The organism is Alteromonas sp. 4NS20-0143, from assembly GCF_057542855.1.
The window spans coordinates 284276-306221 of the sequence record NZ_BAAJLR010000004.1 but is presented as its reverse complement, the minus strand read 5'-3'; the positions used below and the strand labels follow the sequence as shown (position 1 = coordinate 306221).

Annotated in this window: 22 protein-coding genes; all 22 read right to left on the bottom strand. The window is 45.6% G+C overall.

The features are described from left to right. Positions 1-22: 22 nt before the first annotated feature. Positions 23-1489, bottom strand: a complete 1467-nt coding sequence (gene rng / locus AC27HD_RS11560; RefSeq protein WP_032094815.1) for a ribonuclease G — start codon at positions 1487-1489, stop codon at positions 23-25. Beyond that, on the bottom strand, positions 1486-2076 hold the full coding sequence (locus AC27HD_RS11555) for a Maf family protein (protein ID WP_487105964.1): 591 nt from the start codon (positions 2074-2076) through the stop codon (positions 1486-1488). The genes rng and AC27HD_RS11555 overlap by 4 nt, the downstream gene beginning before the upstream one ends. Before the next feature lie 66 nt (positions 2077-2142). Beyond that, positions 2143-2619, bottom strand: coding sequence for a rod shape-determining protein MreD (mreD, locus tag AC27HD_RS11550; RefSeq protein WP_163106644.1), 477 nt, complete (start codon positions 2617-2619; stop codon positions 2143-2145). Then, positions 2612-3520, bottom strand: a complete 909-nt coding sequence (gene mreC, locus AC27HD_RS11545; protein ID WP_032094812.1) for a rod shape-determining protein MreC — start codon at positions 3518-3520, stop codon at positions 2612-2614. Before mreC ends, mreD begins: the two co-directional genes overlap by 8 nt. 37 nt (positions 3521-3557) lie before the next feature. Further along, positions 3558-4601, bottom strand: a complete 1044-nt coding sequence (locus tag AC27HD_RS11540) for a rod shape-determining protein (RefSeq protein WP_032094811.1) — start codon at positions 4599-4601, stop codon at positions 3558-3560. Between the two features lie 342 nt (positions 4602-4943). Further along, a complete protein-coding gene (locus AC27HD_RS11535) occupies positions 4944-8690 on the bottom strand; it encodes a DUF6701 domain-containing protein (protein ID WP_487105961.1) in 3747 nt (1248 codons plus the stop codon). Beyond that, the gene (locus AC27HD_RS11530; RefSeq protein ID WP_487105959.1) at positions 8687-9124 is read right to left on the bottom strand and encodes an agglutinin biogenesis protein MshP; all 438 of its coding nucleotides are present in this window, start codon (positions 9122-9124) and stop codon (positions 8687-8689) included. Before AC27HD_RS11530 ends, AC27HD_RS11535 begins: the two co-directional genes overlap by 4 nt. A gap of 10 nt (positions 9125-9134) precedes the next feature. Continuing rightward, positions 9135-9872 (bottom strand): type II secretion system protein, encoded by a 738-nt coding sequence (locus tag AC27HD_RS11525; RefSeq protein ID WP_032094809.1) that lies wholly within the window; start codon positions 9870-9872, stop codon positions 9135-9137. Then, positions 9872-10378 carry a type IV pilus modification PilV family protein gene (locus AC27HD_RS11520; RefSeq protein WP_487105957.1) on the bottom strand — a complete coding sequence of 169 codons (507 nt, stop codon included), beginning with the start codon at positions 10376-10378 and terminating at the stop codon, positions 9872-9874. The genes AC27HD_RS11525 and AC27HD_RS11520 overlap by 1 nt, the downstream gene beginning before the upstream one ends. Beyond that, positions 10368-10826 (bottom strand): type II secretion system protein, encoded by a 459-nt coding sequence (locus tag AC27HD_RS11515; RefSeq protein WP_487105955.1) that lies wholly within the window; start codon positions 10824-10826, stop codon positions 10368-10370. Before AC27HD_RS11515 ends, AC27HD_RS11520 begins: the two co-directional genes overlap by 11 nt. Before the next feature lies 1 nt (position 10827). Beyond that, positions 10828-11331: a type II secretion system protein gene (locus AC27HD_RS11510; protein WP_487105953.1), complete on the bottom strand. Its 504-nt coding sequence runs from the start codon at positions 11329-11331 to the stop codon at positions 10828-10830. Between the two features lie 22 nt (positions 11332-11353). Next, positions 11354-11941 carry a prepilin-type N-terminal cleavage/methylation domain-containing protein gene (locus tag AC27HD_RS11505; RefSeq protein WP_032094833.1) on the bottom strand — a complete coding sequence of 196 codons (588 nt, stop codon included), beginning with the start codon at positions 11939-11941 and terminating at the stop codon, positions 11354-11356. A gap of 30 nt (positions 11942-11971) precedes the next feature. Next, a complete protein-coding gene (locus tag AC27HD_RS11500) occupies positions 11972-12460 on the bottom strand; it encodes a hypothetical protein (RefSeq protein WP_487105951.1) in 489 nt (162 codons plus the stop codon). 31 nt (positions 12461-12491) lie between these two features. Further along, positions 12492-13724 (bottom strand): type II secretion system F family protein, encoded by a 1233-nt coding sequence (locus AC27HD_RS11495; RefSeq protein ID WP_487105949.1) that lies wholly within the window; start codon positions 13722-13724, stop codon positions 12492-12494. Next, positions 13724-15436, bottom strand: coding sequence for a GspE/PulE family protein (locus AC27HD_RS11490; RefSeq protein ID WP_487105947.1), 1713 nt, complete (start codon positions 15434-15436; stop codon positions 13724-13726). The genes AC27HD_RS11495 and AC27HD_RS11490 overlap by 1 nt, the downstream gene beginning before the upstream one ends. Next, the gene (locus tag AC27HD_RS11485) at positions 15436-16707 is read right to left on the bottom strand and encodes a tetratricopeptide repeat protein (protein ID WP_487105945.1); all 1272 of its coding nucleotides are present in this window, start codon (positions 16705-16707) and stop codon (positions 15436-15438) included. The genes AC27HD_RS11490 and AC27HD_RS11485 overlap by 1 nt, the downstream gene beginning before the upstream one ends. Beyond that, the gene (locus AC27HD_RS11480) at positions 16704-17603 is read right to left on the bottom strand and encodes an ExeA family protein (RefSeq protein ID WP_487105943.1); all 900 of its coding nucleotides are present in this window, start codon (positions 17601-17603) and stop codon (positions 16704-16706) included. Before AC27HD_RS11480 ends, AC27HD_RS11485 begins: the two co-directional genes overlap by 4 nt. A gap of 2 nt (positions 17604-17605) precedes the next feature. Further along, positions 17606-19381, bottom strand: coding sequence for a pilus (MSHA type) biogenesis protein MshL (gene mshL, locus AC27HD_RS11475; RefSeq protein WP_487105941.1), 1776 nt, complete (start codon positions 19379-19381; stop codon positions 17606-17608). Further along, positions 19365-19697: an agglutinin biogenesis protein MshK gene (locus AC27HD_RS11470; RefSeq protein WP_487105939.1), complete on the bottom strand. Its 333-nt coding sequence runs from the start codon at positions 19695-19697 to the stop codon at positions 19365-19367. Before AC27HD_RS11470 ends, mshL begins: the two co-directional genes overlap by 17 nt. Then, entirely contained in the window at positions 19675-20322 is a 648-nt protein-coding gene (gspM, locus tag AC27HD_RS11465) for a type II secretion system protein GspM (protein WP_032094798.1), read from the bottom strand. Before gspM ends, AC27HD_RS11470 begins: the two co-directional genes overlap by 23 nt. Next, entirely contained in the window at positions 20297-20923 is a 627-nt protein-coding gene (locus AC27HD_RS11460) for a PilN domain-containing protein (protein ID WP_032094797.1), read from the bottom strand. The genes gspM and AC27HD_RS11460 overlap by 26 nt, the downstream gene beginning before the upstream one ends. After that, positions 20920-21834 carry an agglutinin biogenesis protein MshI gene (locus AC27HD_RS11455; RefSeq protein ID WP_487105936.1) on the bottom strand — a complete coding sequence of 305 codons (915 nt, stop codon included), beginning with the start codon at positions 21832-21834 and terminating at the stop codon, positions 20920-20922. The genes AC27HD_RS11460 and AC27HD_RS11455 overlap by 4 nt, the downstream gene beginning before the upstream one ends. Positions 21835-21946: the final 112 nt, after the last annotated feature.

Sequence of the window (21946 nt, the reverse complement as noted above, 5' to 3'; positions counted from 1 at the left end):
TGCCTTTCTTAACGTTAAAGCGTTACATCATAACGACGTCGTACTTATCCTGGTTGTACAATGTTTCGGTTTGCACTTTAATTTGTTTCGTTACAAACACTTCTAACTCAGCCAACATATGAGACTCTTCTCCCATCAGCGCTTCAGCAACTTTGGGGGACGCATAAACAACAAATTTGTCAGCATCATAGGCTCTGTTTACGCGCACAATTTCACGCATAATTTCAAAGCAAATTGTCTCTATTGTTTTCACGGTGCCGCGCCCTTTACACACTGGGCACTCACCACACAAAATATGCTCAATACTTTCACGGGTTCGCTTGCGGGTCATTTCTATCAACCCCAGCGCGGTAAAACCGTGAATATTGATTTTGGCTCTATCCTTGTTTGTCGCTACCTCTAATGAATGTAAGACCCGTCGTTTGTGATCAGGTTCAATCATATCGATGAAGTCGATAAGGATCATGCCACCTAGATTGCGTAAACGCAGTTGACGAGCGATAGCCTGAGTAGCTTCAGTATTGGTGTTAAAGATGGTTTCTTCTAGATTGCGGTGACCAACAAAGGCCCCCGTATTGATGTCGATAGTGGTCATTGCTTCGGTTTGATCAATGATTAAGTAGCCACCGGATTTTAGGTCTACACGGCGCTCTAGCGCACGCTGCGCCTCATTTTCAACATCATACAAATCAAAAATTGGTCTATCGCCGGTGTAATACTCCAGCTTCCCATTCATTTCAGGTACGTATTCTTTAGTAAACTGAAACAGCTCTTGAAACGACAACTTGGAATCGATACGAATTCTATCTAGCTCGGTGCCGACAAAGTCTCGAAGTACCCTTCGCGCTAGCGGCAAATCTTCATACAGCACGTTAGACTTGCGTTTTTTCATCCGAGATTGAATTTTATCCCACAGTCGACGCAAAAAGGCGGCGTCTTGCTGCAGTTCACTTTTACCCACGCCTTCAGCAGCCGTACGAAGAATGAAGCCGCCGTTTTCATCACAGAATTCTTGTACCAGGGTTTTTAAGCGCTCTCGCTCTACTTCTTCCTCAATGCGCTGCGACACGCCCACATGAGTCACAGAGGGCATAAACACAAGGTACCGACTAGGAATGGTGATATCTGTGGTTAAACGAGCGCCTTTAGTGCCAATAGGGTCTTTAACCACCTGCACAACGATGTCTTGTCCATCGCGTACCAACTCTCGAATATCTTGTTTTTGAATGTGACTTGCTGATACTTCCTCGGCAATCTCGTTATGAATAACGATATCGGAAGCATGAAGAAATGCCGCTTTTTCTAACCCTATATCCACGAATGCGGCCTGCATACCCGGTAATACACGGCTTACCTTTCCGCGGTAGATATTCCCCACCAGCCCTTTTTTAGTGTGCCGCTCAACGTGTATTTCTTGCAAAATACCGTTTTCAATAAGGGCAACTCGAGACTCTGACGGTGTAACGTTAATTAATAGCTCAGCACTCACTTCACAACTCCAAATTCGTTGAGCAATTGACGCGTTTCATACAAGGGTAATCCTACTACAGAACTTGAACTGCCGTTAATAGAAACGACGAATTCACCACCTATGCCCTGTATAGCATAACTGCCTGCTTTATCGGCTGGCTCGCCAGTTTCCCAGTAATCGATGATTTGCTGTTTAGTTAGTGAGGCGAAAGTAACCGCTGTCACTACTGTACGGGTTACGTGTTTTAACTGGCTAAGGGCACTAATTGAGGTTAGCACCTGATGCGTTTGCCCCGACAACATGGTGAGTATGCGAAAAGCGTCAGCTTTATCCTCTGGCTTGCCTAGGCTTTCGCCATTAAAGGCAATCAGTGTATCGCTTGCCAGCACCACGGTGTTGTCTTGCAAAGCCTGTTGCTTTTCGAGCTTTTTCATCACGGCTTGTGCTTTTTCGCTAGCAAGGCGCGCAACTAAATCATCTGGCTTTTCACCTAGTTTGGGTGTTTCATCGATATCGGCAGGACAAATGGTGTGAGCCACATTCATTTGAGTTAACAGTGCAGTGCGCCGAGGCGATGCAGAGGCAAGTATGAGGTGAGAATGCATTGGCAAAACCTTATTATGTAGATATACACGGCATAACATGACGTCTGCCGCGCACAACCGGCATTGTTACATGATGGAAAACTGTCTTCGCGTTTTGCGCAGTAACCAAAACACCCAGGGCCACAGCACCATAGATGCCGCAACGGGCCACAGGTAATCAACTTGGAAATAGATATCGGTAAGAAGGTGTTGAACCCAAAAAGTCAGCAAATGATAAAGCGAAGACAGTAGCCCGATAATAATCGCTTGTTGCCACACTGAATAGTTTCTCAAGCGTTGATAGTTAGCCGCCAAAATGTATATCGACACACTGAGGCCAAGACTATGAATGCCTAGCGTCGTGCCCACCAGAATATCCATTGCAACACCGGTGATAAACGCAACACCCACATTTACCCGATTAGGCAATGCCATACTCCAGTACGCCAAAACCACTAACACCCAATCAGGGCGATAAACATCGGCTTGGATGGGCAGTGGCACAATTTGCAACACCAAGGCTATAATAATGCTGCCCCAAATAATAACGTTGCGTTTACGCATCTTCTGACTCTTCTACCACGTTGTCTTCGGGCTCTATTTCACTTTCACCGTCAATTTCATCACCTGTTCCACCGTCGTCATCGTCTTCATGCCACAGCAACAGTAGATGACGCAGTCGGTCAAGACTTGCCGTAGGTGTAACAATAACCCGAGCAAAAGGACGGCTTTCATCTCTCACCACTTGTGTCACCCGGGCAACTGGGTAGCCTTCAGGAAAAATGCTTCCTAAACCAGACGATATTAAAAGGTCGCCCTCTTGAATATCAACACTATGAGGAACATGTTCAACGTATAGCTCATTGAGAGAGCCGCTGCCTGTAGCGATAAAACGAATATCGTTGCGCAATGAACGCACCGGAATGGCATGGGTTACATCCGCGACAAGTAAAACACGGCTGTTGGTCGACCCAACCTCCATCACTTGTCCCACAATACCCGAGTCGTCTATGACAGGTTGAGACAAATACACCCCGTCAATGGCGCCTTTGTTAATGACCACCTGCTGGCTGTAGGGATTTTTATCTACCGCCATAAGCTCTGCCACCATTTTGCGGGACTCTTGTCGCATGGGAGCTTGCAACAGGGATCTAAGCTGTTCGTTTTCTTTAACCACCACATCAAACTGCTGAAGCTTCTCGCTCATCAACAGCAATTGGTTAGACATAGTTTGGTTTTCTGCAAGAAGCTGCTCTTTTGACGTCAGTCTTTGAGCACTCTCACTTAAAATGAGGCCAGGAAGATTGGCTAAATACTGAATGGGACTCATAAGAGAGTTTAAGTATACGCGGGTAGACTTAAACCCTTCTAATTTATGGTCGACGAATATCAACAGCACCGACAGCACAAGTGCCAGTGTCAGTCTGTTGTTTAATGAGGGACCGCGAGTAAATATAGTATCCATGATACAAAGAAGGCAACCTTAAGGTTGCCTTACCTGTTTACTCGTAACTAAACAAGTCGCCACCATGGAGGTCAATCATATCGAATGCCTTACCACCGCCGCGCGCTACACAAGTAAGTGGATCGTCAGCAATAACCACCGGAATACCGGTCTCTTCCATCAACAATCGATCTAAATCTTTTAACAGTGCACCACCGCCGGTTAACACCATACCGCGCTCAGAAATATCTGATGCAAGCTCTGGTGGAGATTGCTCTAATGCAACCATGACCGCAGAAACGATACCCGTTAGCGGCTCTTGAAGTGCCTCTAATATTTCATTTGAGTTAAGTGTAAAACCACGAGGCACACCTTCAGCCAAGTTGCGTCCACGTACTTCAATTTCACGTACTTCTTCACCAGGGTAAGCCGCGCCAATTTCGTGCTTAATACGCTCTGCTGTTGCCTCACCGATAAGTGAGCCAAAATTACGACGAACGTAGTTGATGATTGCTTCATCAAATTTGTCACCGCCAATGCGCACTGAAGACGAGTACACCACGCCATTAAGTGAGATAATCGCAACCTCGGTAGTACCACCACCGATATCAACCACCATTGAGCCTTGGGCTTCTGACACTGGTAGGCCTGCACCGATAGCCGCTGCCATCGGTTCATCAATGAGATACACTTCGCGCGCTCCGGCACCTAGGGCCGATTCTTTAATTGCGCGACGTTCAACTTGAGTTGAACCACAAGGTACACAAACGAGAACTCGCGGGCTTGGTCGCATGAAGTTATTGTCGTGAACCTGCTTAATGAAATGCTGAAGCATTTTTTCAGTCACGTAGAAATCGGCGATAACACCGTCTTTCATAGGGCGAATTGCACGGATATTACCCGGCGTACGACCTAGCATACGCTTTGCTTCTGCACCTACTGCAGCCACACTTTTAGGGCCTGCTGCACGTTCTTGTCGAATAGCAACTACTGAGGGTTCGTTGAGAACAATACCTTGGTCTTTAACGTAAATCAGCGTATTAGCTGTTCCGAGGTCGATGGACAGATCGTTAGAGAACATGCCTCGAAGCTTTTTAAACATGAAGAGTGTATTCCTGTTTTTATGTTAACGCGTATTTGCAAGGATGAGATGGCGACGCTTTAACGTGAAGTCGAATGTAATTTCGCACACTTTAACAATGGGGGCAATTTTCGGCAAGCAATGCCGATGGTTACCGTTAAAATATCTTCATTTTTTATCAAATCAATGCGAAACCAATATGTTTGCCATATGTCACGCAGCATTGTTACAGCGCAGCGCTATCACGACAATAACACATAACCGTAGTAGGAAACTCACTACTGTATAAAGATAATCAACCTAATACCTTGTCAAAAGTTGAAATTGTCTAAGCGTGTATAAGGGCGTGAGTGAACACGCGCACTAGTTGCCTATTTTCTCGCGCTTATAAATAATGTTGTCATTACCTCGGTATACACCAAAGGTTAACGTGGCCGAGGGAGGTTCATCTGCCACGTCGTTGTTACTCCAATCCCACAGTAACCACGGCGGGGTATCAAAGGTAACAAAGAATTCACCTTCGCCGTTAGGCGAAGTAATTCGAATACCTTCACCAGACACATAACTCCCCTGCGATAATGTGCCTGAATTTTCAGTGGCTAAGTCGTTTGATGCATCGTTAACCCCAGTGTGATCATACGCTGTGCAGCTGTCATTCGCGTTTATACGCCAGTCTTGACCATCAAAGAATTGGGTAGAAAATGGCAGTAGTAATGGTTCGTTAGCACTACCGTAATTATTCACTAGCGTGGCTCTTCCGTAGGCAAAGTCGAGGCCTGCATCAACAGTTGCCAAACAGACTCCTGAGCATGAGCTGCCGTTAACCAAGGCATTTTCTAATTGCCCGCGTTCAATATTCAATACCAGCGAGGTGTTCGTATACGCCCCGTCCAACTGAGCACTGCCAAGGCGCGTAAAGATGATGTCAGTGTCGGTAAAGTTAATTTGCCCAGTAGTACCTGATTGCGGCCAACTTATCACGTCTACATTAGCTAAACGGTCAAGTAGCACGCCATCAGACTCAATAACCATCTCTAGCCCGAATAGCTTATCAAAGCCCCCACGATAATTACTGGTGCGCTGTCCGTTGTGATTAAGTGCTGAAAGTGTGTAAGACACATTTGAAATGGGTTGATCAAAATAAGTGAATCTCTGGCCAACTTCACAGGCAGCATCCACATTCCCCGTAAGTGCGAAGTTTGCTGGAGCGAAACGACCCACATTCGCTATTTGCCCCTGAACTAAAGTACTGGTTAAGTACGGCGCCCTTGCATTAATCACAACAGTGCCAACTTCATCGTAGTTAAGCCCTACGTTTACAACAGACTCATCGTTAAATACTGCTTGAGCAGTACCTCCTGTACTTGATGCTGATAACCCTAAGTTGCCAGTAACGCCAGCTGCGGGCAGAATTGCGGTGGGTGCTAAAGATACAGTGCCAGAAAAATGCTCAGCCGATATATTGTTATCAAGAGCACTAAAATCGTCTGGTATGCCATCTTCATTGGTATCTTCACCCTCTACCCATTGGGTGGCTCGCAGCTCCAAAATAAATTCTTCACCGGTTAACGCGAGCAACGAGTCATTAGCAGAAAACGCATATGCATTCGCATTTGGGCCTGTTCCAGCATTATTTAAAACACGAGTAGCGAAGCCAAATGGCCTTACCGTAAATAAATTTGATGAGCCTGCCACACCTGAGCGCCCAGTTATACTTGCTGACAGCGATACCTCACCAGCATCGGGGTATTGCACGGTGATGATGGCTTGTGAGTCGCTATTAAATAAAAGCGGCACGGCAGTTGGTGAGAGTCCTAGTGTGAAGTCTTTGTTATTGTTACTAATGAGCATTTGATTTGAACAATTGCCGCTGCTTGAGCAGTTGTAGTTCATGTCTATTTCAATTTCCTTATCTCGCAGCAAGTCAGAAGTTTCGCAGGCTTCAACTGCATACGTCTTCTTATTAAACCCAACATCTGATGGCTTACCGGAAATTTGAGAAACAATAACGTCGTTACCATCGGTGATATTTTTAAAGACCATCCCGTCTTTTTCAAAGTTTATTTTGCAGCTTCCCAGTGCCACCTCTTTACCGCCAATAAAACAGCGCAGCTGTGAAGATGGTGTTTCGCCAGAGGTCGCTAAAACCGGGTCGTTACCTTTTAAGCTTTCGATATTAAGGCTTGTCTGCCCAGTAAATGAAACGTTATCAGCGGGAGACCACGTATAGTTGTTACCCGACGCTGGCAATAAGCCGACTGTAGAGGGTTGGGAATAAAGAAGATTGCAGTCGACGTCAGCACATGCTTTAAGCGTCACGCTTTTTGCTGCACAACTGCTTCCCTTGTTATCGGCCATTTCAAAACGGTAATGGTTAAGCACCTCAATGACTTCTCGCCCGCAAATTCCGGGAATAGACGCAGGAACATTATTCGCAGTAAGCAGCAGCGTGTCGTCGGTCGTAATCCCTGCACCTGCGGTAAATCGGCCGACAAGGTTACCGCTTAGCACATTAGTAAACCTGATTTGTCCTTTAGCCAAAATGAGTGCATTGGGGTTTGCCCCATCAATGACAACGTCACCGTCTACATAAATCGCCAAATACGCGCCATCTTCCACATTAATCGAAGCAGCGGCGATAGTGAGAAGCGTTGGCATAACGCCACCAGCATCGGCAATATAAATTCTCGTAGGTGCAACAACATCATAATTTCCTGGCCCAATTACCACTGCTTGGCGCTTGAAAAAATAATCGCCGGCTAGCGTAGTGCCCAACTCGGGTCCAGTGTCCTGAATATCAAGGGTTGGAATAGCTCTGGATTGTGATTCGGTTAATGCATCGGTGTTGGTAGTAGTGCATTTTTGGCCATTAACACCACAGTCAGGAAAACTATCATCGCTTCTATCAACATCGCTTCTTAAGTCAAATGTGGTTAACACACCATTGTTTTCATCGATAACTCGTGATGAAGCAGAAAGAAAGATATCGCTACCACCAAAGGTAGCCAGTGCACCGGGGAATGCAACATCGCAGCTTGGAAGATTTCCACTAAACACAAATTCTGAGGTCATCGCCAGAATACTCGCCTCTTCCGGGGAATGATTTCGCTCACTATCTTCGCTTCTGTCTTCATCAACCCTTAGACCTAGACGATTCTTGTTTACGGTGCAACTTCTCAACCATCCGCCATCAGCCCCATTTCGACTTATTTTGCTTGCCGCTACTAACGGCGTTAATGAATAATTATTTTTAAAGTCATTTTGGAAGCAACCATCGGCCCAACCAGAAATAAGCGTGTCAGCAAAGTCAGCTTCCCACTCCACTTCTTTGCCACTATCATCAAAAAAGCTGCGTCCAAAACCTTCTGTCGTTGCCATGTAGGCAACGGTTTCATCCCTAGATACAGGCCCGAATTCAGTTTCAGACGCCTCCAGCGCGATAAAGTACGCCATGTCGAGCAGCGGTATCGCAGGTGTTAAATTACTCCCAACCGCATCGTATTTGGCGGCAATGGTTAAATAGGGCAACAAGTGCTCATTGGGCGGTTTTTTTCCATTAACGTCTATTTGATTGTTAAGTGTTTGGATGGAGTGAAAGAATACCGGCTGTTCGCCAAAATCAGTCTCTAATTGCACCTGGGCATAACGGGACTCATCTGACCCTGTCAGCCCCCCTACACCGTACCAGGGAGAGTTTGGGGCCGCCTGAATCGTGTCGGGCCCTAGCTGTATCTTACCCACTTCTACAATATCGCCGTCTGGAAATTCATGAACACCATAGGCTATGGCGAGATAGTGCGCCCCCATTGTGACATGCGGGCCATCTTCGCCTGACGGCTCAAGGGGCAAAGCCTCAAACCCAGTTCGAGTCACGTTACGAATTTTAACAATTGCAGGGTTTGCCCCTTGGCTTGTAGAGAGCATAAATACTGCTGGCGGCTCGTCGTAAACTTGAGAAAAACTGATCGTTGTCCACTCTGCTTTATTGTAGGTATTTTGCAATTCAATAAAACGCCCCTCAATTTGAGGCACCGAAAAAGCGTTAAAGCAAAATAAAACTGTCAGCGTGGCTGCCAAACGCAAAGCCAATTGAAATTTGGTGTACATCATTCTTCTTGCCTTATTTCTACTAACAGCTCACGGGACGTATTGAGTTGACCACTATTGCAAGCAGCAAGAGCCCCGAGTGAATAAACCCTTATTGCGCCACCGCTCACTTCTGGCTCATCCACATTAATCTCAACCTCGCAAGAGAGGCTGACCGAACAGTTTTGCATATTCGTGGTACTAAATGTTACGGGTGTAGTGACCACACTGCACTGTGGATTGCCGCCGCTGACAACCCGGAATATAGCCACCTCCAACGCGCTTTGCGCCGTTAAGTAAGCTCTTGCACCGTAATATTCGATAGACTGCTGGCGAACGGTAGATGAAATCTGATTGGAAAGTGCAATACCTAACCCTAAAAGCACGATGCTTATAATAAGCGCCACCACAATTGTAGAGCCACGCTGCTTTTTGGGTAATGTTTGACGCTGCGCCAATACGCTTCGGCTAGGGAACATTGGGAAAGTGAATCTCGTGCAATATTGAAAGGGGCTCGTCGCCGCGTGCTTGAAGGGTTAACTGTAACTCTATTAAGCCATTTTGCTGTAACCCTGCAGTACTAATATTTGCGCTCCATTGGGACACATTGGTGGCAATAAGGCCACTGGTTCCGTTTTGGGTTCTTACTAACGCTTCTCCGGCGGTGCTGGTCGCTTTGCACACAGAAACTTGAGCTTCAGGTACAAAAAAACGCTTACCCGGTGACGTTTGATTTACTGGTGTGTTCAGGGTTAGATCGTATTGGTTTACGCTTGTAGGGGCATCGGCGGCACTGTTGATAGCATCTATCGTACGGCCATTATCGGTAACACTTTGTGGGTTAGTTGGATATACCACCAGCGTATCGTTTACAGCAAGAGTGCTGTTAAACACCACCACGTGCATGGGGTTGTCGAACGCATCATCCACGTAAGTGCCACTTTGCTTTATTGGGTAATAGGTTAAACAGCCAAGAGTCGGGTCGTAGGAAACCGAGTTAGGCACTATATTTCGCAGCTCTTTTTCGAGGCGAAGGATGATAAACCTCGCCTCAGAGACTAATCTTGTACGCTCAGCACCGGTAACATATATTTGCGCACTTAGTGAAATAACCTGAGCGATAGATACACTAATCACGCCTAAAATAGTTATCACTAGGATTAGCTCGATAAGGGTGAAACCTTTTTGAGAAGAAGGCCCGCTCATTAATAGCTGCCCCTGTATGCGCTAAAGCCATAGGTTTGACCATCGGGCGCGGTTACTGCAACGTCCACGCGCTTAAACGTATCACCGTCATTTACAGTGCTGTCGCTCAAATCGCTGTCATATTCAACCACTACACTCACACTGTAATTCGCATAAATGCCTCCAACGTCAGCAAGTGCAAACCCGTTGTAATCATCTACATCGTCATAGTCGTTCTCATTGGCTTCTTCAGGGCCTAAAGTAGTAGAACAGTTTCCTTTTTCGTTACAGGTTTCAAATGGCGGGCTTCTGTCACTGTTTTCGTCAAAGGAGCGACTTAAAATATCATTTAACAATGACTGACCTAGCTTTGCTGCTTTGACTTGCCGCAAAGGCTCAGCCGTTTGTGCTGCTTGTGGAGCAATAAGGGAAAGTACAACGGTAAGACTAATTGAAAAAACAACAATACCGATTATCAGCTCAAGAAGGGTAAATCCGCGACTTGCCACAAAAGAGTTAACACGCATATATCGCGCCCTCTTGCTGTAGGCACACCGCCACATTCTTTACTCGAATTTCACACGGGTTATTACACGCAATATTGCTTGGCTTTCCCATATTATCGAATTGAATTTGCGTAAACGCAGCGTCATTCTCATCAATAGTCTGAAACGAAAAACCGGAAGGGGCATTAACAACTTGGTCGCTATCAAATGCAGTAGAAACAGCATTGCTACAGTCATGTCCTGCGGGCGGCGCTAGGATAGATGGGGTAATTTTAACACAGCTAGTGTCGTTGACATTTTGCATGGCACGCAGCTGAATGTTGCGCACTACTTGCAGTGTTCTATCTCGAAGGGCGGTAGCCTCTTCGCTGTCGTTGCCTAAAAAACGGGGCGCGACAGTAGCTGCCAGCACCCCAATAACCAATATGGTTATGATAAGTTCTACAAGTGTAAAACCTAACTTTTTCACATTACTGAACGCACGTGTTAACGGTGATCACTGGACGTACGCCTGCGCCAGTTGAATCTGAGTACACAACCGAACATGCCGATGTTGTAGCATCTGGAGCCGTAGTACTGTATTCCCCGAAGCCCGTTGAATAAACCAGTACGTCAGTGCCAGAAGCTAACGCAACAACACCAAACTCAGCTGCATCAAAATCAATAAGCGCATTGACGTTCGCTGCTATCGCCTGCGGATAACCATTTACAGCAGTAACAGTGACACTGTTACCTACGTTTACAGTTGCAGGGGTAGCTGCTGTGCCTGATACATTTTGGATTAATGCTTTGCCATTAACGACCGAGGCAGCAGTTTCAAGTGAACCTCTTATGCCCTCTAATGTTGCATCTCTGGCATCATCTTGTAGGTTTAAAAACTTTGGCGCCGCGGTAACCGCAAGGATGCCAAGTAATACAATAACTATGATAAGTTCGATAAGGGTAAAACCCTGTTGCTTTGATACTTTTTGCATAATTTAACGTCCTATGCGTTATTTAAAAAACAGTTACCTGGCCAGTGGCCGGGTTGTAAGTAAATCCATCGTTAGTTGTACCATCTGGTACACCGTCAGCTGGCGCAGAGTTATTGGGTAACCCCATAGACTGCACCAAATAATAGTTACATATCGTATTTGCGCCTGAGCCATTAATACGCACTGCATACCTAAAATCTGCAATAACAGCATCATTAGTTGATGTAGTATTGGTAGGTGCAGACTGAAGTATTAAGTCGAACACGTTTTTACACTGGTTTACGTCTACCGACGTTATCAGCGTATTGCCCGCGGCACTGCCCGTTGGGTAACCCACAGTGCCATCCACACCCACTGGGGTTTGGTCATAAGTGATCGCTGTTCCGTTGGCACTACCGTTATTGCCATTTGGTCTACCTTCCACTTCCCACTGCGCGCGCACTAGCCCTACAGCGGCAGCAAAGCCACCAGCAACGCCTTCAACACTGGCTTCTCGCGCTTCATCGGTTACATCAATAAAACGAGGTAATGCCGTAGCCGCCAGTAGCCCTAAAATAATGACCACAATGATCAACTCAATGAGTGTAAAACCTTGTTGTTTCACTGCCACGCCCTCTTTTTTTGCGGTAACCCGCCAACGTTAATATGAATAGTGATTTCTCATTGCGCCATTCTCAGCGCTATAGGTAAACCACGGTTGCTCATCGATAAAATATTCACACACTAAGAATCCATTTTGCTTACGCATCTTACTGTGCATCTCACTGCCAACTTCATCCCCGGCTAGCGAAAGTAAATAGTCACATGGGTTAGTGCTGCCTTTCGCTGAACCCACTGGCCAACCCTTTGTGTTTATTGCCACACTCGTTCCAGCGTGTTTATTTTGTGACAGCGTGCCGCTGGGGTCCACCTGGGTTTCATAAATAGAAACGGGTGAGCTTTTTGTTCTTATCCACTGCGCTCTAGCTTGCATAACAATGCGCTGAAAATTACCTAATAACGCTTCTTTTTTTACCGTTTCAGCTTCTTCTAAAACAGGCATCATGTGGTTGACATAAGCCATCGTCACTAGCGCTAATAAAATACCAATGGTAATAAAGTTGAGAAGCCCGCTTCGCGCCACTTTCACTTAACGTTTGACCACATGAGTATTCATCACGTTAGCCGCCTTTTACCGCTGACATCATGTCCCACATTGGGGTAAAAATACCTAGTGCTAGAACTAACACCATCACCGCAACGAACCCTATAAGTATAGGTTCAATTTTTGCGGTGAGGCTTTTTAAATCAAAATCTACCTCACGCTCGTAATAGTCTGCGCTTTCGTCAAGGAGCGGCTCTAGACGACCGGTTTCTTCACCTACTGCAACCATCTGCAGAACTAAATTTGAAAACAGCTCACTCGATTTAGAAACCCGCAGTAAACTCTCGCCTTTCTCGATGCCTTTTCGCATTTCAATAATACGAGTACGCATATAAGCATTATCAACAGCATCTGCGGTTAACGATAAACCGGAGGTTAGTGGTACACCTGCACGCAGAATCATCGAAAAACTTCTGCTGTACCGTGACAACAATGATCGCTCAATAATGCCACCAACAATAGGCAACTTTAGTTTAAATTTGTCCCATTTCAACCGTCCATTAGTCGAATTAAGGTACTGTTTCACCGCAATTATTCCACCAACAAGGGCCGCCAGCATCACCCACCAGTAGTTAACAAACAAATCAGAAGTACCGATTAGTATTCGCGTCATCAACGGCAGCTCAGTATTAAACCGTGCGAACATTTGCGTAAAAACGGGAACCACAAACAGGTTAAGTATAAACATGGCGATAACCAACGCGATAATCACAAAGGTGGGATACCGCAGAGCTGATTTTATACGCTTACGTGTTTCCTGCTCTCTTTCAAAGTAAAGGGCCAACTGCAAAAACACATCGTCTAACTTACCGGTGTTCTCCCCTACTACCACAACGGAAATAGACAGCCTAGAAAAAATGTTTTCATATTTGGACATGGCCGACGACAGGCTTCTTCCTTGTTCAAGCTGTTCCGCAATGTCTTTTAATACTGCTTGAAAACGCTTGTGCGATGCGTTTTCAGACAACCCTCTTATGGCTCGAATGATAGGGATACCCGCTTTTAACAAAGAGTACATTTGACGAGAGAAAATAATCATCTCATCAAGGCCAACCTTTGATTCAAACCACGCACTTACATCAACATTAAGCCCAGAGTTAGATGACTGTTTTTTCGATTCTTGTATGGTCAACGGCACAATTTTTTTCGCCAGCAATGCCTGCGCCGCCCCTTGTTGAGAGGCAGCTTCGATAAAACCTTTCATAGGTTTACCTTGTGCAGATTTACCAGCATATTCAAACTGTGGCATTAGTGATTAATTACCTCTGGCACGAACTCCGCCACTTTAAACACTTCATCAAGAGACGTTTTACCCTCTGCGGCATAATCGAGCGCCATATGAGAAAGCGGTGTGAAATCTTTATTCGCTTTTGTGGCATCAACAAAGCCCTGGGTGTTATTTCCCCGCAGCGACTCCATCATATCTTCATTCATTTCCAGCATTTCAAACACACCAATACGGCCTTTGTACCCCGTATGATTACAGGTGTTACATCCGGTTCCTTTGTAAAAGGTGGCGTTTTCAAGTTCGGGCATTAAGAAGCGAACCCATGCTTGCTCTTGAACACTCGGGGCGCTGGTGGTTTTGCAGTTTTCGCATATGCGCCTTACTAATCGCTGTGCCACAATGCCTCTTAGCGAGGTAGCCACAAGATATGGCGCCGCCCCCATATCGATAAGACGAATAGCGCTGGTTACTGCATCATTGGTGTGCAGCGTACTTAACACTAAGTGGCCAGTTAGTGCGCCCCGCAAGCCTATCTCCACGGTTTCTTGGTCGCGCATTTCTCCTACCATGATAACGTCTGGGTCTTGACGTAACGTAGTCCGTAAAATAGAGGCAAAATCCAACCCTATTTTGGCGTTAGTCTGTACCTGGTTTATTCGAGGCAGCCTGTATTCAATGGGGTCTTCAACAGTAATAATCTTTAAATCTGGTTTGTTCAGTTCGCTCAAGGCGCCGTACAACGTAGTTGTTTTACCGGACCCTGTTGGACCTGTGACCAAAATCATCCCGTGAGGGCGATGTATGGCAGCGCGAAATTTGCGCACCATTGCGTCGGGCATGCCGGTTTGATCAAGGGTAAGTAACCCTGCAGATTGATCTAATAAACGCATTACTACTGATTCGCCGTTACTCACCGGCATAGTTGAGAGTCTCACATCTATGGTGTGACCCTTTACCTTAATATTAAAACGGCCGTCCTGAGGTATACGCTTCTCTGAAATATCTAAACCTGACATCAGCTTTAAACGCAGAACGAGCGCCGACGCAATCTTCACCTGATCTAAGGTGTTCTCTTGCAGCACACCATCTACGCGCTGGCGAATGCGCAATATATTTTCATCCGGCTCTATGTGAATATCTGACGCCCGCACCTGTACTGCATCTTCAAAAATAGAATGCAGTAATTTAACTACCGTAGCGTCTGACGTATTGTCATCTAACGCAGATAGCTCAAATTCAACATCGTCCTCGTATTCTTCATGAAGCTTTTCTGCAAATGAAGCTATATCCTGCGTACGACGGTAAACCGAGTCGAATGCCTCAACAATTTGATTGTCTTGTACAATGGCCAGCTCTACAGTGCGTGGCTCAAATAGTGGCATTAACTGATCAAGCCCGCCTAAATCAGTGGGATCGCTCATACCGAGCAATACGGTCTTATCGTCTACTTCAAGTACCAGCGCGCGATACCGCCGAGCGTAGGTTTCCGGTAAAAGCTGAGCATGTTCCGGCGTAATTTGGCGGTGGGAAATATCTAAAAACGGTACATTTAGCTGCTGCGCTAAAAAGCGTAATAACTGTGGCTCGCCAATAAAATTGAGATCGATTAATGTGTCGCCCAGTTTACGCCCTGTACTTCGCTGTGCTGACAGTGCTTGGTTAAGCTGCTCGCTTGTGATGATATTTTCATGAACAAGTAAGTCACCTAATCGCATTTTTAACCGTGGTTGCATTAACGTACCTCCTTTAATGCATTCAACCTTTCGATGACATACTGCTTAGATGCAGGAGAAACGCCCCCTTGGGCGAGTGCGGCTTCAAACGCCTTAATGGCCTCACCGTCTTGCCCTAGCTGGTCATAATTAGCCCCTAAGGCCAACCACCACTTTCCATTTTGTGGCTGTAAAGCCGTCATGGCAGAGAATGCTGATATAGCAACCTCTGGCTTATTGATTGCTTGAGCGGCAGTACCCATAATAATGAGATAGTCGCTGTGCTGCTCTTTTACCGCCTGTTGGTTAAATGCTTCAGGCATAACGCTTAACGCTTCTTCGAAGCGACTTTTTGCGATAAGAATTTTACCCATTAGCTCTCGCCACATTAGGTTTTGAGGCTCAATGCTCACCCCCTTTGATAAAATAGACAGCGCCATTGGAATATTATTTTGTCCGAAGTATAAAGCGGCAAGTTGCTTGCGGGCCTCATGGTTTTTAGGCTCAACCTGAAGTGCCAGTAGAAAATTCTGTTCGGCATCTTCAAACATACCAAATTGATAAGCGTTTAAACCGGCGTCTAAGTGAACCGCACTCTGCTGTTTCTGAGTTTTAGGTGTTATTGAGGGTGTGCTGTTTACTATCGTGCTGTTTGTTGTCGTTCTCTTTCTATCAGCAATATTATTATCAACAGCGTCTCTATCATCCGCATTGTTGTCAGCAGTGGCAGTTTTGATACCTGTTACACTCGCCGTAGCTTGGGTAGCGGCCTCTTTTAGCCTTTCTTCTTGAATCGCCGCCTCTCTGGCTTTTCTATATTCAGCCTCATCATCAAAGGCTGACTGCCCTGCTTGGCTTTCTTCTAAAGCGCCTTGTTCTAACTGATCAGGCACTTGTTCAAACACTTGCTCAGACTCTTGCTCAAACACTTGCTCAACGACGGGCGTAGATTGGGCTAGTAATGCTCTGTCCTTATCAGATAAAGGCACGCTCTGCATGCCTTCACTCGGCGACGAGTCGGACGTGTCATAAGCCGTTTGGGGAAGAGCTTCAGATGCGGTTTTAGAAGCGTTTGCAGAAGGCTCTTTGGAAGCCGTTGAGTTTTGCGAGCTCTCTGGCTTATCACCTATAAAGTAAAGTGCCGACCACACCACCAAAACTAGCACGGCGATTAGCGCGAATACTTTGCGTATAGAAAAAGACTTGCGAAGCTGTACAGTGGGCGGTAAACCAAAATCCCTTTCTTGGTTTCTATCATCAAGCGACTTCAACGTGTTGTTTAAAATACTCATAAGCCACCTAGCGTCATTTGCCAAGTGCCCAGCGCTGCAACGAGCGCAAGAGAAAGAAAAAACAAACGCTTTTGAGGCAGCACCCGTCGCCTGCAGTCTTCAGTATCCAAAATAGCGCTGACCAAATGTTTACATGTTGCCGCCTTCTTTCCTTCTCCATACACAGAGAGAAGGAGTTTATGACATACAATATTCACTAATCTCGGGGTACCTGAGCTTGTAAAAGCAATGAAAGGACGCAAATAACGAGGGATCAGCCCTTCATCACCGCCGGCTGTCACTAATCGGTGTCCAATGTAATAGTCTACTTCAGCGCGGGTCATTTTTCGCAGCGAGTAAGAAAAGGTAATTCTTTGGCGAATCTGCCTCACTCTTTGGTTGTCAAGATTGTCATTTAATTCTGGCTGGCCAAAGAGTACGATTTGAAGCAGCTTACTTTTCTCAGTTTCTAAATTACTAAACAGTCGAAGTATTTCCAGCGAATCCCAACTTAACGCCTGTGCTTCATCAATAATAAGAATTGCCTGACGTCCTTCGGCCTTGAGGCTCAACAGCTTTTCTTCAATATTGTTGTGCAGGTTAACCCGCTCTTTCGTCTTGCCCGTTTTAATTCCCAACTCTTTAGCAAAAGCGATGCGTAATTCGTCAGGAGACAAGTACGGATTTGGCAAATAACACGCTACAAATCGGTCTGATAAATGATTGATAAGTTTGCGGCAAAGCAACGTTTTTCCCGTCCCTACCTCGCCAGTCACTTTTATAAAACCTTCGGACATGCTTAGCGCGGTAAGGATAACTTTTAACGCTTCATTGTGCGGTGCTAACGCACAGAAAAAATCGGTATTCGGCGTAAGCGAAAACGGCATTTCGTTGAAGTGAAAAAAGTCCTTATACATAGCTAGTTTTGATACCACTTATCTAATAAAGACTGAGTGCGCATTCGCTGCTTCTCCCATGAGTCAGGCTGCACAACGGAAGGGCGAAGAAGAATAACGAGCTCTCGCTTAGTCTGCGTTTTAGCAATATTTTTAAACATATTGCCCAACACGGGAATATCTCCTAAAAATGGCGTTTTAGACTCTTTCTCGTTGGTTACTGTTTCCATAAGACCGCCAATAACCACAATCTCGCCGTCGCGGGCTCGGATCACTGTGTCTGACTCTCTAATATTACTTTGTGCCAGGGGCAGCTGAATTTGCTGGTCGCCTACTTGAATAACTTTCGTTTGTTCTGCCGTCTCTGTTACCGAGGGGTGAACATGTAAAATAACCGAACCGCTTTTATCTATTTGCGGTGTAACGTCTAACGCAATACCTGAAAAGAACGGGGTAAGTTCGATATCGTTTTCATTTTGCGTCCCGGTAGCGTTTAAGTCTTCACTGGTAGATACATCGGTAACAAAATACTCATCTTGTCCTACCTTAATGACGGCCTTTTGATTGTTGGTTACCGTCACCCTGGGGTTACTGAGCATTTGCACGTCACCCTGGGTTTGCAGCATATTAATCACGCCGTCGAAGTCGCCGCGAGCAATACGCAGGGTAGATACACCGCCGATGTCAGTAGAAATACTATTGCCAATACCATTTACTGCATTAATGGCTGGGTTAATACCCGCCGCGGTATTTGCAGCAAAATTTGTGGCAACGCTGCCGCCACTAAGACCAAAATTAAGACTTCCCGTTAGGCCGCTCGCTATACGATCCCATCGCACGCCCTGCTGATAACCATCGTTTAGGGTAACTTCAATTATTCTTGCCTCTAGCACAACCTGTCGCTGCAGACTTTCCTGGCTTTGCATGAGGAAATCTTTCACCACCGCAATCTCGCTAGGCAGCGCTTTGATAGTGACCAAGCCAGCTTGAGGAGACACCACAACGTGACGCCCGTCTGTCGGCGTTACCAGCACTTTAAGGGCCTCTTTTAAGTCTTTCCAGAAGTCGTTTTCACTGGTGGTCTGAATATTCGAGCCATTGAGCTGCTGAATATTATTTCCAGCCATCCCATTTTGTCCCATCATTCCGGCTTGACCATTACCGCCAATATTATTGTTGCCGTTAATGCCGTTTAAACCGCCATTATTCTGGTTGCCGTTATTTTGATCTTGCTCGCTTACACCACCGGCGATAACGCTCACATTTGATACGCCAAAGCGTTTAATCATTAGGAAATTAACGGGAATTGATTCGGTTTTAAGTTGCGCAGGCATAACCTGTATAACTTTTCCTTCTAAAAACACATCCAGTGGGTACATTCTTGAAACAATTTTCAAGACTTCGCTTAGCGCAACCTCTTTTAGCGTAAGACTTATTTGACCCGACACGTCAGGGTGAACCGCCACGCTGTAGGGCGTGTTAGTCACTAAGGCATCAAAAAACGGACGGACTTCAATAGCATTTGCCGAAACATCGAATGTATTTTGCTGCGATACAGCAGGTAATAGTTGAAATTGCTCTACGCCAGCGAGTAACTCATTGTTAAGCTGCGAGGGAGACATTCGCCTAGTTGAAGCGCTTTTTGTGGCATCAGGTTGAGCACTCTTATTTGAAGCGCTTAGCTCGTCGCGAATGTGCGGCTTAACTTCATCGCCCACTCCGTAGGTTTGGCAGCCAGCGATAACAAGAGCAAGTAAAAGTAATGTTGCTGTTGAAGCTAAGTTATTTTTTAATTTCATAGGAATACATTTTCAACGTCATTATCTGTCGTCCGTCATCAAGAACCACATCTTTGGGATTAATTTTAACGATGCGATGGTCGCCCACTGAATCACCTTCACGATAAGACCGACCGGAAATCACGGCGGTAAAACTGTCTTGTCGCTTTAAAATTGACTGAAGCCTAAGCGCTCCATCTTGCTCATCATTTGTTGCTCTTTGTGACACCCCAGAAATGGCAGGTTTAGTAGGGTCAACTTGGCTAGCAGCTGGCATTGAAAATACGGCAGCTAACACCATCAGCAGCCAGCTTTTACAAAGAAATGAAGGTTTCATTATTACTTACCGTTGCCAAATGTAATGTGAGGATAGCGTTAGGGTATTCCTCTACAGTGTAGCGGAATTTAGTGACAACCACTTTTTCATCAGATGCCTGAATTCTCGCCAAATAGTCTCGCAAGTTAAAAAAGCTACCCTCTATTTTCAGCGTCATGTTATGCCTAAATAACGCCGCGCTTTGTAATTCCCCATCACCAAACTGCACGGTTTGCCTCGGCGCCACATTAAATTCCACCATTCTCACGTTGCCTTGCTCATTGAGTAAGGTGATGAGCAACTCAGGCATTTTATCCGCAGCAACAAAGCCATCGTTTAACGCGGATAATTGGGTATCTAATTCGAGAAGCTTCTTGTTTTCAATATCTATTTCACGCTTTGTTCTTGCCGCGTAATCCATAGAAAGCGCTTGATTTAGAGCATCCTTTTGAATAACCCGCGCACTAAGCTGACTCTCTTTGCGCACAAGGTCTTTGTCTAAACGGGCAAGTTTGTCTAATTGAGGGGAAATGCCAAACCAAAAAAATAAATACACAATAAGGGCTAAGCCAACCCAAAAAATGAGCTGCTTCTCTCTTAACTGAAGTTGAGCGTAAGCGCTAGAGAGCTTTTGCCACTGTGTCATCAGCCTCTCCATCAAAGTCAGTTGAAAGGGTAAATGTTTTTACGTCGCTATCGTCACTCTCATTCTCAAATTTTACCGTGGAGAACGTTTTGCCCTTAAAGAAAGTTGAACCCTGCAGTTTCTGTAACCACTGGGGAATAGCTGACGGCTTTATCGTATTACCCGTTAAACGAAGCTCATCACGTGTGATGGTGATCGACGTGAGCCAGAGATTCGGATTATGAAAATTTGCCAAGTCATCCATTACATTTTGATATTGCGTTGTGCGCAAAGACAACTCTCCGGTTTGCATATAGTCAAGCAGCTGCTCGCGGTTTTTAACTTTCACGCGCAGTGCATCTAGGTCTTTTTGCAAAGATTGAGTATCTCGCTTGGCCGCTAACTTATCTGTTAGCGTATTGATATCCTTATCAATGGCTTTGACTGACGCAGCAACGTCATCTGATTTTCGTTGCTTAAGCGCTATAAACTGGCCCATACCAACAGTGAGTACTGAGAGTAACAATAACGCAATGCCGTTCACCCACAGTACGGTGCTAAGCGGCAAGCGCTCTTTGCTTGGCAGCAGCGAGGGGTGATAAAGGTTAACGCTCTGTTTCATTGACGTTCACCCAACAAGTCTAATGCACTGGCCAAAGCGAAATGATTATCTGAATGCACCACATCGGAAAATAACAAATCGGTTTTAAATGGCGCCATTGCGGCTGGCTGGAAAGGTTTTAATTGCTCAATAACTGGCGCACAATCGAATTGGGTTTTAAACAGCACCTCTTTTAGCGGGGGCTGCTTAAGTTGTGATTCATAAAAATCCATTGAGCGCTGAATTTCCAACCCTAACGCATCGCTAAATTGCGTCATGTCTGTCTGCCCCTGCATTTTATCTACAAAACCTCGAAGTCGCCTTGCAAGCCAAATGACTTGGGAGCGAACAATCAGCAAAAAGGGTTCACTGTCGGGCTCTTGTATTATTAACAAACGGGCATATTCATCATCGGGCATCATAGATGTAGCGAGTACTTCTTTCACATGAATATGAGTAAGCACTTTCGCCTTTAGCTTAGTTAATGTGGATACAATATCAGCCATAGGCGCTCTTTCTGCTACAAAGACATTTACCTTTTTCTTCCCGCCTCTTGAGGCAGCAGGGTAGTCTATGTAATCAAGCACCATATTCGATGCATCAAAGGGTACCATCTCACTGATAGTCCATGGCAATGCAGTGCGTATGTCTTCATCTGGCACATCGGGTTTATCGGTCTGTACTAACTGATAAGTATCTTGCTCTATCGCGATGGCCACGTGGCAATGAAGCTTGTCAAAGGAGGTAAGGTACTTACTGAGCTGCTCACCTATTGCCATTCCCTTTTCGAGCGGGTGTGATGTAGAGGAATGCAGTGAAGGCGTATCTCCCGATATATCAATGGCAACAACATGAAGCGCAGATGCACTAATAGACATACCCACTAAATGAGTATGGCTTTTTGTTGCTGAAGAGAAGAATCGAGTTAGCATATACCTTCTTATACGTAAATGGTCCCACAAGCATTTTGCCACCATAGCGCACGACAATGACAAGGTATACAGGCACTTAAAGAAAGTAGACTAATTATGTATGAATAACAAA

Bases quoted from the DNA above. Each gene is read 5' to 3' on its own strand.
- AC27HD_RS11525 (WP_032094809.1), bottom strand. From the start codon at position 9,872: ATGAGCGGGCCTTCTTCTCAAAAAGGTTTCACCCTTATCGAGCTAATC.
- AC27HD_RS11540 (WP_032094811.1), bottom strand. From the start codon at position 4,601: ATGTTTAAAAAGCTTCGAGGCATGTTCTCTAACGATCTGTCCATCGAC.
- AC27HD_RS11490 (WP_487105947.1), bottom strand. From the start codon at position 15,436: ATGCAACCACGGTTAAAAATGCGATTAGGTGACTTACTTGTTCATGAA.
- AC27HD_RS11555 (WP_487105964.1), bottom strand. From the start codon at position 2,076: ATGCATTCTCACCTCATACTTGCCTCTGCATCGCCTCGGCGCACTGCA.
- AC27HD_RS11510 (WP_487105953.1), bottom strand. From the start codon at position 11,331: ATGCAAAAAGTATCAAAGCAACAGGGTTTTACCCTTATCGAACTTATC.
- AC27HD_RS11480 (WP_487105943.1), bottom strand. From the start codon at position 17,603: ATGTATAAGGACTTTTTTCACTTCAACGAAATGCCGTTTTCGCTTACG.
- AC27HD_RS11520 (WP_487105957.1), bottom strand. From the start codon at position 10,378: ATGCGTGTTAACTCTTTTGTGGCAAGTCGCGGATTTACCCTTCTTGAG.
- AC27HD_RS11460 (WP_032094797.1), bottom strand. From the start codon at position 20,923: ATGAAACAGAGCGTTAACCTTTATCACCCCTCGCTGCTGCCAAGCAAA.
- gspM (WP_032094798.1), bottom strand. From the start codon at position 20,322: ATGACACAGTGGCAAAAGCTCTCTAGCGCTTACGCTCAACTTCAGTTA.
- AC27HD_RS11485 (WP_487105945.1), bottom strand. From the start codon at position 16,707: ATGAGTATTTTAAACAACACGTTGAAGTCGCTTGATGATAGAAACCAA.
- AC27HD_RS11455 (WP_487105936.1), bottom strand. From the start codon at position 21,834: ATGCTAACTCGATTCTTCTCTTCAGCAACAAAAAGCCATACTCATTTA.
- AC27HD_RS11470 (WP_487105939.1), bottom strand. From the start codon at position 19,697: ATGAAACCTTCATTTCTTTGTAAAAGCTGGCTGCTGATGGTGTTAGCT.
- mshL (WP_487105941.1), bottom strand. From the start codon at position 19,381: ATGAAATTAAAAAATAACTTAGCTTCAACAGCAACATTACTTTTACTT.
- mreD (WP_163106644.1), bottom strand. From the start codon at position 2,619: ATGCGTAAACGCAACGTTATTATTTGGGGCAGCATTATTATAGCCTTG.
- AC27HD_RS11495 (WP_487105949.1), bottom strand. From the start codon at position 13,724: ATGCCACAGTTTGAATATGCTGGTAAATCTGCACAAGGTAAACCTATG.
- AC27HD_RS11535 (WP_487105961.1), bottom strand. From the start codon at position 8,690: ATGATGTACACCAAATTTCAATTGGCTTTGCGTTTGGCAGCCACGCTG.
- mreC (WP_032094812.1), bottom strand. From the start codon at position 3,520: ATGGATACTATATTTACTCGCGGTCCCTCATTAAACAACAGACTGACA.